Origin of the sequence: Rhodopirellula europaea 6C, from assembly GCF_000338295.1 — a bacterium.
GTDB classification, from domain to species: domain Bacteria; phylum Planctomycetota; class Planctomycetia; order Pirellulales; family Pirellulaceae; genus Rhodopirellula; species Rhodopirellula europaea.
The window spans coordinates 102,763-119,049 of sequence record NZ_ANMO01000120.1 but is presented as its reverse complement, the minus strand read 5'-3'; the positions used below and the strand labels follow the sequence as shown (position 1 = coordinate 119,049).

Genomic DNA, 16,287 nt, shown 5'->3' with positions numbered 1-16,287 from the left:
GATTGCACGGATGCTTAACTACCTCATTGATTTCTCGCTCAAGCACCGCGCCTTGGTCATCTTGGCCGCGTTGTTGTTCGCTGGCGTTGGAGTACTCTCGCTCCAGCGGCTCGATATCGACGCATTCCCGGACACCACTCCGGTTCAAATTCAGATCAACACGGTCGCCCCGTCATTGGCGTCTGAGGAAATCGAACGGCAGATCACCTTTCCCGTCGAGCAGGCAATCAGCGGATTGCCGGGACTCCACGAACTACGTTCGATCTCCAAGTTCGGTCTGTCACAGGTCGTGGTCATTTTTGATGATGGCATCGACATCTATTTTGCTCGTCAGTTGATTAACGAACGGTTATCCACAGTCGAGCTACCCGACGGTATCAGCCGACCGCAGATGGGTCCGGTCTCGACCGGTTTGGGCGAAGTTTTTCACTACGTTCTGGTTTACGACGGTGTTGACTTCTCGGAAGCCTCTCAGGCCGAGCGTGTCAAACGCATGACCGAGTTGCGAACGATTCACGACTGGGTGGTCAAGCCACAATTGCGATCGGTTCGAGGTGTGGCCGAAGTGAACAGTTGGGGTGGGTACGAGAAGCAATATCAGGTTCGACTGCAACCGGATTTGTTGGTGAAGTATGGACTGACGTTCGAGCAAGTTAGTGAAGCCATCGAAGCGAACAACGAGAACGTCGGCGGCGGAACGGTTACCGACGGCAGCGAAATGTTGTTGGTCCACGGCGTTGGTCGAACGGTCAATCTGGAAGAGATCAAGGATGTTGTCATCACCGCCAAAGAGGGCGTTCCAGTTCGCATTCGTGACGTAGCGGAGGTGGAAATCGGACACGAAATCCGACGCGGGGCGGTCACGGCGAACGGACGAGGGGAGGCGGTCTTGGGGCTGGGGTTCATGCTGATGGGCGAGAACAGTCACGACGTGACTTGGTCCATCAAGGAAAAGATCGCCAGCATTCAAGAAACGTTGCCAGCAGGCGTTCGGATTCAAACGGTTTACGACCGCACCGAATTGATCGACCACGTGATTCACACCGTTCAAAAGAATCTCTTTGAAGGTGGCCTGCTGGTAATCGCAGTGCTGTTCATTTTCCTGGGGAATCTGCGAGCGGGTTTGATCGTCGCGGCAGCGATTCCGTTGTCGATGCTGTTTGCATTTTCGGGGATGCTGAAGTTCGGCATCGCCGCCAGTCTGCTGAGCCTGGGTGCGATCGACTTTGGGTTGGTCGTCGATAGCAGCGTCGTGATGATCGAGAACTGCGTGCGGCATTTGGCACACAACCGGGACGGCAAAAGTCGACTGGAGATCATTCGCGAGGCGGCCATCGAGGTTCGCAAGCCGACGATGTTTGGCGAATTAATCATCATGATCGTCTATCTGCCGATTTTGACGCTCGAAGGGATCGAAGGCAAACTGTTTCGACCGATGGCGATCACTGTCATCATGGCGCTGGCCGGTTCGATGGTCCTATCACTCACCCTGATGCCGGTCTTGGCCAGTCTGTTCTTGCCCAAGAACGTTCAAGAGAAAGAGCCGCTGTTGATCCGTGTGCTCAAGCGACTCTATGCACCGGTCCTTCGGTTCACGATGCACCATAAGACCTTTGTGATTGGTGCAGCACTATTGTTGTTGGTCAGCGTGTTTGGTTTGGTTGCACCGAACCTTGGCAGCGAGTTCGTACCGCGACTTTCCGAAGGTGCGATCACGATCAACGTCGTGCGTCTGGCGGGGACAACGCTGGAAGAATCCATGCGATACAACACGCAAATGGAGCAGGTTCTGCTGGATAAGTTTCCTGATGAGGTATCGCAGGTCTGGAGCCGCATCGGTACGGCGGAAGTCGCGACCGATCCGATGGGAACTGAACTGACCGACTTGTTTCTGACGCTGCATCCACGCGAACAATGGACGAGGGCGGAGACGCAGGAAGAATTGGTCATCAAGGTTCAGGAAGAACTTCGAGACTTGCCCGGCCCTCGATTGGCGATGTCACAGCCGATTGAGATGCGAATGAATGAAATGATTTCGGGCGTTCGGTCGGATGTCGCGGCAATCCTCTATGGCGATGACCTCGATCTGATGGTCGAGAAGGCGAGCGAGATCGAACGGGCGCTCAATGCCATTCCCGGCAGCGAAGACGTCAAGGTCGAACAGGTGTCTGGCCAACCCGTTTTGCAGATTCGTGTCAAACAAGACGAGATCGCACGCTACGGGGTGTCGGCCAGCACGATCATGAATCTTGTGCGTTCGTTAGGCAGCCATCACGTCGGCGAAGTGTACGAAGGGCAATTGCGTTTCCCGCTGATCATTCGCTTGCCGGAAAAGGCGAGAGCCAATCCCGACGCGATTCGTCAAATCTTGGTGGCGACGCCTTCGGGTGAACGCATCCCTTTGTCTCGCTTAGCCACGATCGAGAAGGTCGAGGGGCCGAACACAATCAAGCGTGATTGGTATCAACGGCGAATCACGATCGAAGCGAATGTCCGTGGACGCGATCTGGGTAGTTTTGTCGCTGAAGCCCAACGCACAATTGACGAAAAGGTCCAACTGCCACCGGGACGCTACCGTGTCGAATGGGGTGGCCAATTTGAAAACCTGCAACGTGCCCAACTGCGGTTGATGATCGTCGTTCCCATCGCGTTGTTGATGATCCTGTCGTTGCTCTACGCGACCTATCGCAACTGGGTGGACTCGTTACGAGTGTTCACCGGCGTTCCGTTCGCTTGGATCGGGGGAGTGCTGGCACTATGGGTTCGCGACATGCCGTTTTCCATTTCGGCTGCCGTTGGATTCATCGCTTTGTCAGGCGTTGCGGTGCTGGACGACATGTTGCTGGTTTCAACGATCCGGCAACTGCGACGGCGTGGTCGTTCGCTCGATGAAGCTGTCGAAGAAGCCGCGATGACGCGATTACGTCCGATCCTAATGACGACGCTCGTCGCCAGCCTTGGTTTCGTGCCGATGGCGTTCAGTACCGGCATGGGTGCCGAGGTGCAGCGACCGTTGGCAACGGTTGTGATCGGCGGCGTGTGTAGCGCAATGATTATGAGCTTGCTCGTTTTGCGAGTGCTCTATGTGGTCTTCAACCTGCCGGTTGAAAAGTTTGACGGAGATGGTGGAGATGATGATGGTCATCAACTCGAACCCAACGACCCGACCGACCCAGAGTCGGAGCAGTCATCGGATTCAAACGAAGTTCTTGAATCAGAGAAGTTGCCCGAACGGCTGACGGTCTAACCCTTGATTCGGCCAAGCCGAAGGAGATTGATTGTGAAAATGAATTGGATGAAAGACTTTCGTGGGCTATCGCTGGCCGGATTGGCCGCTGCCGCCGTGGTGTTTGCCGGTTGCAGCAAGAGCGATGTCGTCACTGAACCCGGTAGTTCCGAACCGGTCGCGGCAACCAATGTGGATCACAGCCACGGCGGTTGGTGGTGCGTCGAGCATGGTGTTCCCGAAGGCGATTGTGCCCTGTGTGACAAAACGCTGGTGTCGAAGTTCAAAGAGGATGGCGACTGGTGTGATGAACACGACCGCCCCGAGTCGCAGTGTTTCATTTGCAGCCCCAAACGTTTCGACAAGTTTGCAGCGACTTACGAAGCCAAGACGGGTCACAAACCACCCCAACCAACAGAGTAAGCATGTCAAGGCAGTCGCCAAAAAGAAACGCCTGGAGTCGGGGATTGCGACGCGTCACCACCATGTCGTTCGCTACGTTTCTGCTCGTTCAGCCCGGCTGCATGTGTGGATGTTCTGTGCCCCACCGGACGGCTTGCATTTCGCAAGCCTGCTGCGAGGGCGATTGTTTGAACGTTTCCCCGACAGAGAACAGTGAGGATTCAGCCGTGCCCTTGGCGAAAGTTGAAACCTCGACCCATCCACGGCGATAGCCATTTGATCGTAGTGGCTGGGGGAAAAACGGTAGCGCATTTGGCCAGCCCGCTAGGTCGCTCGCCCCCAGCCACGTTTTTCAATTTGACCTTATTCCCGTTCACCCATTTCGTCCTCCAAACCAAGGGAGATCGCCATGTGACACCTAGCCCACCATCCGAAAGGACCGACCAACCGAAAGTTAATGTTTGTTACCTGAAAGGAATCTGAAAATGTACCGTACCTCCCTTTGCCTTGCCCTGACGTTCGCCGTTGCCCTTTGCATGACGGCTCAAAGCCGCGTTGCCGCTGATGCGGTTAACGCATCGACGACCAAAACCACCATCACCTTGAAGGTTCTCACCTGTGAGAGCTGTGCAAAGAAGGTGGCGGCGAAGTTGACCGAAGTATCCGGCGTCGGCAGCGTCAAGACGGACGTCAAGTCCAAGACCGCGATCGTGGTCCCCAAGGGCAACGTGTCCCTGTCGCCCCTGCAATTGTGGGAAGCGATCGAAAAAGCTGGCAAGGAACCGGTGAAGCTCGAAGGCCCGAGCGGAACGTTCACGTCTAAACCGAAGCAATAGTCGACAGCGACTGATTGTTCATCTGCCGTCGATGCGAGGAATCCCTCGCATCGGCGGTCGTTGGCGAATCATTGTCCGAAGCGAATACCGCCTCATGCCATTTACGAATCATCATTACTCCACGGGGACTCTTTTCGTTCTTGTTCTGCTCGCCGCCGGATGCGGTCGCGATTCGTCACCGGTGAGCGACACGGCATCCTTGAATGGTGCTGATCCCATTCAATTGAGCGACGAGACTTTTCAAAGCGAGGTCCTCGACAGCGAGCTTCCTGTTTTGGTCGACATGTGGGCGCCTTGGTGCCAGCCCTGCATCGCCATGAAGCCGACGATTCGTGAACTTGCATCGGAGTTGTCAGATAGAGTCAAAGTTGCAGAACTGAATATCGAACAAAACCCGTTCATCAAAGAGAAATACAACATCGACAAATACCCAATGCTGCTTGTGTTCGTTGATGGAATTGAGGTCCAAAGACTGATTGGAACGCAAAGCCGTGAAGAGCTGTTGGAAGCTTTATCGAGTCATTTAGCAAGTTCAAATCGACGAGGATGACAACGATGAGTGATGAAAACAACATGCAACTAAAGATTCACGGCATGGACTGTGCCGAGGAAGTCTCGCTGATCAAACGTGAATTGGTGCCGCTGCTCGGCGGTGATGAGCGGTTGGGTTTCGACCTGCTCAACGCCCGCCTGACGGTTGATCTCGATGGCGTTGACGTTACCGCCGGTGACGTGGTCGCCGCGATCGAGCGGACGGGGTTGGAGGCCGAGACATGGGAGAACGCTCGGCAGTCATCCGACGAACAATCGTTCTGGTCAAACCATCAACGCGCGATCATGACCGCGATCAGCGGTGTGTCCGGTGGGATCGGGCTAGTGATTCATCTGCTCTCGGGAGGCTTCGATGATGCTGTCGCGACGCCCGCGATTGCTTGCTATCTCGTTGGTATTTTGGCCGGTCTGTATTTGGTGCTGCCGAAAGCTTGGCGGTCGCTGATTACATTGCGACCCGACATGAATTTGTTGATGTCGATCGCGGTGGTCGGTGCGATCGCGATCGGCGAATGGTTTGAGGGGGCGGCGGTCGCATTCCTGTTCTCGTTGTCGCTTCTATTGGAATCATGGAGCATCGGTCGGGCGAGACGGGCGATCGCTTCGCTGATGGACCTGACGCCGCCGGTCGCTCACCTGCGCGACGAATCCGGTGAAGTTCGTGACGTTCCGCCCGCTGATGTTCCGGTCGGATCGACGCTCGTGGTTCGTCCCGGCGAGAAGATTCCTCTTGATGGCGAAGTCGTCGTTGGCAACAGCGATGTCAATCAAGCACCGATCACCGGTGAAAGCGTGCCGGTGGAGAAGCAAGCCGGCGACGAGTTGTTCGCAGGCACGATCAACGGCGACGGTTTGCTGGAAATGCGGAGCACCAAAGCGGCGGAGGACACAACGCTGGCCCGCATCATTCAGATGGTCGGCGATGCCGGATCAAAGCGGGCACCGTCGGAGAAGTGGGTCGAGAAATTTGCCGCGATCTACACCCCGGTGGTGATGGCAGTTGCCCTCTTGATGCTTCTGATTCCGACTTTGCTACTCGGACAGCCTTGGTCGGTTTGGATCTATCGGTCGCTCGTGTTATTGGTCATCGCTTGCCCGTGTGCTCTGGTCATCTCAACGCCCGTCTCGGTTGTTGCTGCGTTGGCCGCTGCGGCTCGCCAAGGAGTTTTGGTCAAAGGGGGCGTGTTCATTGAACTTCCGGGAAAACTCGTCGCGATCGCGATGGACAAGACTGGGACGCTGACCAAGGGGGCTCCCGAAGTGATTGACGTCGTTCCGATGAACGGGCACGACGAGGAAGAATTACTATCGCGGGCCGGAGCGCTCGAACTCAACAGCAATCACCCGCTAGCGCGAGCCATCGTTGATGAAATCAAGAAGCGTGGCATGACGATGCCGCCAGCCGAATCGTTCGAGACGATCCAAGGCAAAGGAGCGACGGGAGTCATGGACGGGAAAACTTATTGGCTGGGTTCGCATCGCTATCTGGAACAACGCGGACAGGAAACCCCGGAAGTTCATCAGCAGCTTGGGGCGATGCAGGACGCCGGGCGAACCGTCGTGGTAATCGGCAATGACGAACACGTTTGCGGCTTCATCACGCTGGCTGATGCGATCCGCGAAGAGACCCGCGACGCGATCAAGGCACTGCACGCAGTTGGTATCAAACAAATCGTGATGCTAACGGGCGACAACGCAGGCACGGCCAAGGCGATCGGCAAAGAAGCCGGTATCGACGAAGTTCACGCGGAGTTGTTGCCCGAAGACAAAGTCGCGGCTGTCGAGGATCTCGTTGCGCGTTACGAGCATGTTGCGATGATCGGCGATGGCGTCAACGATGCACCCGCGCTTGCTCGCGCGTCGTTGGGACTCGCGATGGGCGCGGCAGGCAGCGATGCGGCGATCGAAACGGCGGACATCGCGCTGATGTCGGATGACTTATCGAAGCTGCCTTGGTTGATCCGGCACTCGCGACGAACATTGTCGATCATTCGACAAAACATCTGGTTCTCACTGGCGCTCAAAGCGTTGTTCGTGGTGCTGACCTTGATGGGCGTGGCATCGCTGTGGGCCGCCATCGCCGCCGACATGGGAGCGTCCCTGTTGGTGATCGCCAACGGATTACGGCTTCTGCGCAGTTAGCAGTTGCGTCTTTGAAACAGCGAGGATTTCATTCGCGATTCCTGGTTGCCCGGAGTTTGCGACTGCCCTCTTCACTTGACGCGAAGCTTCACCCTGCCTATCGTTAATCGTAGATAGGCGATAAAGTAATCCGATGGCAAAGAAATCCACCCAAAAACGTTGCGACTCGACCCCGGTGAAACTCAAGGCGGATCCGACGGCCGACGATTTCGCCAAGCTCGCTTGGGCGATTGCCCATCCGGCACGGGTGCAAATCGTTCGGTTGCTGATCGGTCGTGAAGCCTGCGTTTGCGGCGAGATCGTCGATCAGTTGCCGTTGGCACAATCGACCGTATCCCAGCACTTGAAGATTCTGAAAGAGTCGGGGCTGATTCAGGGCGAAGTTGACGGGCCGAAGGTTTGCTACTGCATCAACCCTGACCGGCTTGAACGGCTCAAAGACTTCGTCGCTGGATTGTGACGGAGTGTTTTTTTGACGCCCGCTATCGTTTAGCGGCGATAGACGATTTTGAGAAATAGCATCGGAGACATCGAATTGAACCAACCCGAGACCTGCCCGACCGAAGAGAAGGGCATCGGCTTTTTTGAACGCTACCTGACCGTCTGGGTCGGGCTTTGCATCGTCGCCGGAATCCTGCTCGGTAAGATCGCCCCCGGCGTTGCCAAGTCGCTCGATGGCATGGCGATTCACGTGAACGACGCTCCGGTGATCTCGATCCCCATCGCGATTTGCTTGTTCTTCATGATGTACCCGATCATGGTCAAGATCGACTTTGGCGAAGTGGTGAAGGCGGGCAAGTCGATCAAGCCTGTTGGGTTAACGCTGTTTCTCAACTGGGCGATCAAGCCGTTCACGATGTACGCGATCGCAAGCTTCTTCCTCGGCACATTGTTTCTGGGCTTCATCGGTCCCGATGCGGTTGACTATGTAAAAGCGCCGCTGGGCAGCAATCTCGAAGTCGGAGCATCCTACGGTGCTGGCGAAGTGGTATTGGTTGAAGGCGTAAAGATGCTGCAAGTCCCACTTTGGCGAAGTTACTTGGCGGGCTGCATCCTGCTCGGCATCGCTCCTTGCACCGCAATGGTTTTGGTGTGGGGATTCTTGGCGAAGGGCAACGACGGCCACACGCTGGTCATGGTCGCCATCAATTCGCTGACGATGCTGGTTCTGTACGGTGTCTTGGGGGGATTTCTGCTTGGCGTCGGCCAGCTTCCCGTTCCTTGGCAAGCACTCTTGTTTTCGATCGGCGTCTATGTCGCGTTGCCTCTGGTGGCCGGCTACGTGTCTCGCAAATGGCTGATTGCCACCAAAGGCGAAGTTTGGTTTCGCGACAAGTTCTTGCATTTCCTGACGCCCATCACGATCACCGCGCTGCTGGCAACACTTGTGCTGCTGTTTTCATTCAAAGGTGAAACCATTGTCAAAAACCCGCTGACCATTTTGTGGATCGCGATTCCATTGACGATTCAAACGCTGGTGATCTTTGCACTCGGTTACGGCATCAGCAAAGCAATGGGGTTCACTTACGAATCCGCCGCTCCCACAGCCATGATCGGCGCGTCGAACCATTTTGAAGTCGCGATCGCAACGGCCACGATGTTGTACGGATTGTCGTCGGGTGCGGCGCTGGCGACCGTCGTCGGAGTGTTGATCGAGGTGCCGCTAATGTTGGGCTTGGTCAACTTCTGCGTACGAACAAAGGATTGGTTTCCCGCTGAGACTGCCGACGAAAGTGAATCGAGAAAACCGGATTTGGTAGCTAATTAGGAGAGTTTCTGATGAACAACACCGAACACAAAGATTGCTTCGGAACGATTTTCCCGAATCGTATTCAGGTAGGCGAGCATCAAGGAAAGGTGTTTTCGCTGCGTATCGACGCACCAGCCGGAATGATGCGTGCCCGTCCACAGATCGAGAAGGACGTTCCGCAGTGGGACGATTGCCGGGAGTGCCCCGAGTTTGAAAGTTGCTACCGCCTCTGCATGGCAAGGATCGCACTCGAAACCGCTGTCTCAACCAACTATTAAGCCTCTTCCATTCGGAGAAATCGAAATGACCAAAGTTCAAATTTACGACAAAGCTATGTGCTGCTCGACAGGTGTTTGCGGACCGCAAGTCGATCCCGCTTTGCCAAAGTTTTCCGCTGATCTCGATTGGCTGAAAGCGCAAGGCCACGACGTCGTTCGCTTCAACTTGGCTCAAGACCCGACCGAGTTCGTCAAGAACGCGACGGTGCAAAAGATGCTTACTGACGAAGGCGTCGAATGCCTGCCGTTGGTGATCGTCGACGATCGTGTGGTCAGTCGTAGAGAGTACCCTTCGCGTGAAAATTTGGCGATGTGGACGGGCACGTCGGTCAAACCCAAAGCGACGCTGCCGGTGGCGTCAGACTCGGGATGCTGTGGCGGCGACACAGGTTGCTGCTGATTCGATTTGTAGACGCTCCATTCGTTGACACACAGTGAGACTTGCGATGAAATTCTTAGAAACGCCAACGAGGAACTTGTTCTTCACCGGCAAAGGTGGCGTTGGCAAAACGTCCATGGCGTGCGCTTCAGCGGTTCAGTTGGCGGATCGAGGATTGCGGGTGTTATTGGTTTCGACCGACCCGGCATCCAATCTGGATGAGGTTCTTGGGACGACTCTTGGCAGTGAACCGACGCCGATCGAATCGGTGCCGAACTTGTTTGCGTTAAACCTTGACCCCGAAGCCGCAGCCACACAGTATCGCGAACGAATGGTCGGCCCTTATCGCGGAGTGTTGCCTGACGCGGCGGTGCGAAGCATAGAAGAACAGTTCTCGGGTTCTTGCACGCTGGAGATTGCGGCGTTCGATGAGTTTGCGAAGTTGCTGGGTGACAAACAATCTACCACCGACTTCGACCACGTCATCTTCGACACCGCGCCAACCGGCCACACGTTGCGTCTGCTGACATTGCCGTCGGCTTGGTCGGGATACATCGAAAACAACACGACCGGCACGTCTTGTCTCGGACCGCTGGCTGGCTTGCAAGCACAGACGTTGATCTACAAACAGACCGTCGATGCGTTGGCGGATGCGAGTTTGACGACGTTGGTCCTGGTCACTCGGCCGGAAACATCGGCGTTTCGCGAGGCGGCACGAACGAGCGACGAACTGCAGAACCTTGGCGTAAACAATCAACACCTGATCGTCAACGGAGTGTTCACGACCGATTCCGAGGACGACAAAATCGCAAAAGCGATGCAGCAGCGCGGCGATCAAGCGATTGCCGAAATACCCGATTCGATAGCCAAGCTCGAGCGGACGATGGTACCGCTAACATGGAACGGTTTGATGGGTGTGGGTTCTCTTCGCGAAGTGGGTCGTCCGTCGTCGATCGGCGATTGTGGTGTCGATGATTTGGCGTCGATTGATTCATATCCTGACGGGCTCGGTTCGTTGATCGACGAACTGGCGGCGACGGGACATGGCGTGATTCTGGCGATGGGAAAAGGCGGTGTCGGCAAGACCACGGTCGCGGCGGCCGTCGCGGTTGCCTTGGCCGAGTGTGGTTTCGACGTGCACTTGTCGACGACCGATCCCGCCGCCCACCTTGCAACGACCATCGCGGCGGAAGAATTGACGGGGCTTTCGGTTGGTCGCATCGACCCCGCCGAGGAAACGGCCGCATACACCGCGGAAGTCATGCGAACCGCCGGCGGCGATCTGGATGCGGAAGGCAAGGCTCTTTTGGAAGAGGATCTACGTTCGCCATGTACCGAAGAGATCGCGGTCTTCCGTGCTTTCGCGAAGGCCGTCTCGGAAGGCACCAACCGCTTCGTTGTTTTGGACACCGCCCCGACCGGGCACACGATTTTGTTGCTCGATTCGGCGCTCGCGTATCATCGCGAAGTAACTCGGCAAGCGAGCGGGATGCCCGAGTCCGTTGAAAACCTGTTGCCGCGTTTGCGTGACCCGGCGCTGACTCGCGTTCTGGTCGTCACCTTGCCCGAAGCAACACCGGTCCATGAAGCGGCGAAGTTGCAGCAAGATTTGCGTCGTGCGGAGATCGAACCGTTCGCCTGGGTCATCAATCAGAGTCTGGTTCCGCTTGGGGTATCGGACCCGACGTTGCGTCGGCGGCAACATCACGAGCTGCCGTTCATCGAGGAAGTCAAATCGACGCTGGCGACTCGTGTTGCACTGGTTCCCTGGCAAAGCGAACCACCAACCGGTCTCGCTGGATTGCGTCGCATCGTCGCGGCGGATTCTTCTCTCACTCGATAAACAATCGTCGATTTACCCAAAGGGCCAAAACACATGACGAAAAAGAATGTGCTGTTTTTATGCACCGGAAACTCATGCCGCAGTCAGATGGCCGAAGGTTGGGTGAGACACTTTCACGGCGACACCATCGAAGCGTACTCAGCCGGCATCGAGGCTCACGGAATGAATTCTAATGCGATGCAAGTAATGAAAGAGGTCGGCGTGGACATCTCGGACCAATCGTCGAAACTGGCGGGTTCGCTCACGGACGTCCCCCTTGATCTAGTCATCACCGTTTGCGGTCATGCAGATGAGAACTGTCCGACGTTCTTGACGAAAGCCAAGCTTGTCCACATCGGCTTCGACGATCCGCCCAAACTCGCCAAGGAAGCTGCCAGCTAGGAGGCGGCATTGGATTGTTACCGTCGCGTGCGGGATGAGATTCGTGAGTTCGTCGAACGAGAGTTGCTTAACTTGTCGAAATGACAAGTCGAACAGTAACGAACTAAATTACCTTGCGATGCGTGAATACCGGAATACGCAAATCAAATACGGGGCGGCGGGTCGTCCATTACGATCGGGGGCTCGGCGATTTGTGTTTCCTTGTCGCTTGTGCCGGGTTGCCGAGGCCCAGTGGACCAAATGCTCGGTGATCGAATCGTGCTTGGTGCGTTTGCTGCATCGGAAAGCGAGGGTGAAGTGATTGGATCACGATCGGATGGTAGATGCGTTGCTGCGTCGCCGGTATGCGAGTGACCGTCATGCTCATGGCTCCCATGATCGTGACCCGAATGGTTGTGGTCATCGTGATAGTGGTTGTCGACAGCGTTTGCGTTGGGGACGGTCGACCGCAGTGGGGTCTGCCACTGGGGATGACGCGTTGCAGGCGATGTTGAACCGTGAGCGTGAACGTAGCCGAGCGGTGGTTCGTGAAGGCTAGCGAAGTTTCGAGCGTCGTGCGGGCAGCGCATGGCATTCGGGCACCCGCCGAAAGTCGCATCGGTGGCGGCATGTTCGCAGGCGAGTGATTTCTGAAACGCGTAATTGTTGCCGATCGGCTCGATGGAGCGACGAATGACCGCGGGTTCGTCGATTAAGAACCCGTGGTCCCATTGCGAATGGCTGTGGAAGTGATGCGGATAATGATTCGGGTCGACATGATGAGAATGTGGAGGGCGATAGTCTCCGTACAAGGCTGGTGAATCATGGAATTGTGCCTGCACGACCGATGTGATTGACACCAAGAGAATGATCAGGCTCAAGAACATTGTTGGGTTGAAACGTCGGGGCATCATCATTCCTTCAGGTTGGGAGAATCGGAGACTCCTTAGGGCAATGCAACCATTATGCCAGCGTCATGGAGTCGACGTGTTTGTAGCCAGCGGCGAGGGGTAAAGTACAGAAAAGGCATGGTGAAACTCCATCTTGAAAATATTCGGCGTCTGCGATGGGGCCATCGAGGACGGAGTCTTGGGTGTCACCAAATCAACACCGGAGTGTCGTCAAGTTGACCTGCCTGCCCATGTGCGAGCTGTGAGAATGCGACAGAACATTGGGAAAACGCCAATTTGAGGCGTTTGGCACGGACTTCGCCTGCTCTTGTTTGAGCAAATTAATCGTTCGGTTTGCGAAAGCGAACTTCCTCCCTGTAGAAATTGAAAATGAGAAATTTGAAGAGTTGGGCGATCGCTTTGGTGGCGATTGCTGCGTTCACATTCGTTGGTCCTTCAACGGCTCGCGCCGACCACCATGGGCATTTCGGTGGCCACGGACATGTGGGCGGACATCATGGGCATTTCGGCGGTCATCATGTCGGTCATCACGGTGGATTCGGGCACCACGGAGGCGTGCAAGCTCTGCGTCCGGCGTTGCCATCGTATTCGTCGGGTTACTACGGTTACGGCGGTGGCTATTATGGCGGTGTTGGCACGTACGGAGTCCCGTTACAGCGAAGCTATCGAGTGGTTCAACCTCAGGTGCGACATCATCGCTGGCACCCGGGGCACTACCTATTCCATCATTAATAACAGGACGTATTTCGACGCGCGTCGCGACGACTGATCAAGGATGAAGCATGGAGCAAACAAGTCGATTCATCGCGAGTCGTCGCACGACGACATTGTTGCATGGGTTGTTCCTGATTTCGGGAGCGACGACGCTGGTCTACGAAATTTCCTGGACGCGGCAGGCGGGGTTATTGTTCGGTCACACGGTGTTGGCTGGCAGCGTGGTGTTGGCGAGTTTGTTCTTTGGGCTTGCGACCGGATACGGCGTCGGTAGTCGGCTTTGTCAATTCGGACGCCCACTGCGATGGTTCGGCGGGTGTGAAATTCTGGCGGCGTCTTGGGCGTTGCTCGTGCCATCGTTGTTCGACGCATTGCAGTCGCCGGTGGTGATTCGGTGGATGAGCGACGAGAGTCAAGCGTGGCAATGGTTCAGCCGCGCCGGCATTGGGATCGCGATTTTCTTGCCCGCCACCATTGCCCTCGGTGCGACGTTGCCGTTGATGTCGCAGGCACTGTCGCTGGGTTCTGGCAATCCGTCGCGTGGCGCAGCGATTGGTTACGCTTGGAACACCGCCGGAGCGATGGCGGGAACGCTGATCTGCACCTATCTGTTGCTGGTTCGAGTTGGCGTTAGCCATAGTAGCTTCTGGGCGGCGGGCGTCGGGATGGGAATCGGTGTGCTTGCGATCGGTCTTTCGCGACGTGATGCCATGCGAGCACCAAACCCGATCGGCGGCTCGGTGAACGTGAGCGGATCGGCGAGTCCCATTGCGATGATGACGATTGCGGGGCTGAGCGGCTTCATCACGTTGGCGCTCGAGATTCTCTACACGCGGCTTTTTTCACTGGTCTTTCACAACAGCACTTACACCTTCGGCAATGTCGTCGCCGTGTTCCTGTTGTCGCTGGCGTTGGGTTCGGCGATCGTCGCATGGCTGGTCAAGCGAACACGGGCGGAGTTGATTCTGTTCTGGTGCGGTGTCTCCGGTGCGATCACCTGCTGCATCACCCTGGCGTTGTTCGTCAATGTGACGAGGCTTGGTTATTTCACGGTCGGTGATTCGTTCGTCGAACATTTGCTTCGCGGTTTTGCATTGGTGCTCGGTTTCATCATTGTCCCCGTGACCGTTTGCGGAATGATCTTTCCGGCGACGTGGCAAGTCTTGAGTGATCGAAATGCCACGGGGCGAGTGATCGGAACTTTGGCGATGGTCAACGCGATCGGAGCGGCGTTGGGATCGCTTTCGGCCAGCTTCATCATGCTGCCCACGATTGGGCTGTGGGGCGGCTTTTTGACCGCGTCGGTGCTGTTGATGGCCGTGCCGATCTTGGTTTGGCCTCGGCAGCGACGATATCCAAGCGTGGCCGCGGTAACGTTCGGCGTGTTGTGCATCGCGGTGACTGCGGTGGCGATGCCGTCTTGGTCAACGCTGGGGCGCGATGCCAACGAAGTGTTCTTGACGCGGCGAGAGTCGGCCTATGGTTGGATTGACGTGACTCGCAGCAAGGAGAGCGATGCTTGGTACATCCGCCAGAATCTACACTACCGACTCGGTGGCACCGGTGCAGATGCGATGCGGGAGCGGCGACAAGCGAGGTTGCCGATGTTGTTGCATGCCTATCCGCAGGAGGTCCTGTTTCTCGGCATGGGCACCGGAGTCACGGCCGCTGGCGCGGTTCATCATCAAGAAACCGAGCGGATTGAAATTGTCGAATTGATAGCCGACGTGACCGCCGCGGCACGGGAACTCGGCCGTCGAAACGACCACGTCTTGGACAATGATCGCGTGCATGTGACGACGGATGATGCAAGGCATTTTCTGTTGGGAACGGACCAGCGGTTTGATGTGATCGTTTCGGATTTGTTCGTGCCGTGGGAAAGTGAAACCGGATACCTCTACACTCGCGAGCACTACGTTGCTGCGGCCGAGCGATTGAACGACGATGGATTGTTTTGCCAGTGGCTGCCGGTTTATCAGATGGGGCAGCGTGAGTTCACCATGATTGCCGACACATTTGCGACCGTCTTCCCCGAAACCAGTTTGTGGTGGGGAAAGATAGACCCGAGCAAACCGATCATTGGGTTGGTCGGTGCGATGCAGCCGATTGAATTGGATGAAAGCAAATTGAAGGCGCGGTTAAGTCAACTCAAGGAAATCGTCGGAGGCAATGATCCGCAACTTGCGGAAGCTCAAGATCTGCGACTCGCCGCCATTGGCGATTGGCGGGTTCAAAACGCAGACTTACTGAACTTGGACGAACATCCGAGGGTCGAGTTCTGGACGCCGCAATCGTTGATGACAGGCAAACTACTTCGGGGAGCTTGGTTCGCGAAGTTCTACGACGAGGTGCTCACCAAGCTACCGGCGTCCGACATTTCCAGTGATTCGGAAAGTTTTCTAGGGGACGCTGCCGAAGTCCAAGAAACCCGACAAACCCTGGGATTTTTGCTGTTTGGACAGTAGCAACGCCCAAGTTTGATTAGTGCGATGACCGATAATCAGCCTAGTCGCAGACTTTTGTTCTAAGTAAACTCCAGCAATGTTCCGCTTAACCCTCACCATCGTCTTGCTTGTCAGCTTGCTGGCTTGCCCGATTCGTTGTTTCGCCTGTCAGGCGAACAACGGCGGTGGTGACGTGCATAAGTCCACGTCGTGCGAATGCTGTTCGCACGACGCACCTTCACCCGAATCGCCTCCGTCGGGAGAATGCGATTGTCAAGATTGCCTGTGTGATGGTGCAGTCGTTGAAGCTGGCGACCAATCGCCAAGTCTAACAGCAGTTTTCGTGGGATTCATTCCCGCGTCACTTCAACCGGCAGGTTGTCTGTCGTCGATGCGTTCTGCTGCTGAACATCAGTGGCGGAAGTCACCGAGTCCATTTTTCTGTGGCCG

At 56.1% G+C, this 16,287-nt stretch carries 14 protein-coding genes; 13 read left to right on the top strand and 1 reads right to left on the bottom strand.

Features of this window, described 5'->3' with window-relative positions:
- The first annotated feature begins 10 nt into the window (after positions 1-10).
- The 11 genes from RE6C_RS13245 (at position 11) to RE6C_RS13195 (ending at position 11,789) form a co-directional block, all read left to right on the top strand.
- Positions 11-3,247: an efflux RND transporter permease subunit gene (locus RE6C_RS13245; RefSeq protein ID WP_008657269.1), complete on the top strand. Its 3,237-nt coding sequence runs from the start codon at positions 11-13 to the stop codon at positions 3,245-3,247.
- A gap of 33 nt (positions 3,248-3,280) precedes the next feature.
- The gene (locus RE6C_RS13240) at positions 3,281-3,649 is read left to right on the top strand and encodes a hypothetical protein (protein WP_007325969.1); all 369 of its coding nucleotides are present in this window, start codon (positions 3,281-3,283) and stop codon (positions 3,647-3,649) included.
- A gap of 464 nt (positions 3,650-4,113) precedes the next feature.
- On the top strand, positions 4,114-4,464 hold the full coding sequence (locus RE6C_RS13235; RefSeq protein WP_236618185.1) for a heavy-metal-associated domain-containing protein: 351 nt from the start codon (positions 4,114-4,116) through the stop codon (positions 4,462-4,464).
- 94 nt (positions 4,465-4,558) lie between these two features.
- The gene (locus RE6C_RS31635) at positions 4,559-5,014 is read left to right on the top strand and encodes a thioredoxin family protein (RefSeq protein WP_173401790.1); all 456 of its coding nucleotides are present in this window, start codon (positions 4,559-4,561) and stop codon (positions 5,012-5,014) included.
- Between the two features lie 5 nt (positions 5,015-5,019).
- Entirely contained in the window at positions 5,020-7,158 is a 2,139-nt protein-coding gene (locus tag RE6C_RS13225; protein WP_160167203.1) for a heavy metal translocating P-type ATPase, read from the top strand.
- Between the two features lie 133 nt (positions 7,159-7,291).
- The gene (locus RE6C_RS13220; RefSeq protein WP_008657262.1) at positions 7,292-7,618 is read left to right on the top strand and encodes an ArsR/SmtB family transcription factor; all 327 of its coding nucleotides are present in this window, start codon (positions 7,292-7,294) and stop codon (positions 7,616-7,618) included.
- 75 nt (positions 7,619-7,693) lie between these two features.
- Positions 7,694-8,926, top strand: coding sequence for an ACR3 family arsenite efflux transporter (arsB, locus tag RE6C_RS13215; RefSeq protein WP_052034962.1), 1,233 nt, complete (start codon positions 7,694-7,696; stop codon positions 8,924-8,926).
- Between the two features lie 11 nt (positions 8,927-8,937).
- Positions 8,938-9,186 (top strand): hypothetical protein, encoded by a 249-nt coding sequence (locus tag RE6C_RS13210; RefSeq protein WP_008657258.1) that lies wholly within the window; start codon positions 8,938-8,940, stop codon positions 9,184-9,186.
- Positions 9,187-9,211: 25 nt separating this feature from the next.
- Positions 9,212-9,586 carry an arsenite efflux transporter metallochaperone ArsD gene (arsD, locus tag RE6C_RS13205; protein WP_039961961.1) on the top strand — a complete coding sequence of 125 codons (375 nt, stop codon included), beginning with the start codon at positions 9,212-9,214 and terminating at the stop codon, positions 9,584-9,586.
- 46 nt (positions 9,587-9,632) lie between these two features.
- Positions 9,633-11,408, top strand: a complete 1,776-nt coding sequence (gene arsA, locus RE6C_RS13200) for an arsenical pump-driving ATPase (RefSeq protein WP_008657254.1) — start codon at positions 9,633-9,635, stop codon at positions 11,406-11,408.
- Positions 11,409-11,441: 33 nt separating this feature from the next.
- Positions 11,442-11,789: an arsenate reductase ArsC gene (locus tag RE6C_RS13195; protein ID WP_008657252.1), complete on the top strand. Its 348-nt coding sequence runs from the start codon at positions 11,442-11,444 to the stop codon at positions 11,787-11,789.
- A gap of 143 nt (positions 11,790-11,932) precedes the next feature.
- On the opposite strand, the gene RE6C_RS13190 is transcribed toward RE6C_RS13195, so the two are convergent.
- Positions 11,933-12,685, bottom strand: a complete 753-nt coding sequence (locus RE6C_RS13190) for a secreted protein (protein WP_008657250.1) — start codon at positions 12,683-12,685, stop codon at positions 11,933-11,935.
- A 363-nt stretch (positions 12,686-13,048) separates the two neighbouring features.
- Between RE6C_RS13190 and RE6C_RS13185 the strand changes: the two genes are divergently transcribed.
- Both RE6C_RS13185 and RE6C_RS13180 read left to right on the top strand, forming a co-directional pair.
- Complete coding sequence (locus RE6C_RS13185; protein ID WP_008657249.1) at positions 13,049-13,411, top strand: hypothetical protein; 363 nt, start codon at positions 13,049-13,051, stop codon at positions 13,409-13,411.
- Positions 13,412-13,461: 50 nt separating this feature from the next.
- Positions 13,462-15,858 (top strand): spermidine synthase, encoded by a 2,397-nt coding sequence (locus tag RE6C_RS13180; protein WP_008657248.1) that lies wholly within the window; start codon positions 13,462-13,464, stop codon positions 15,856-15,858.
- Positions 15,859-16,287: the final 429 nt, after the last annotated feature.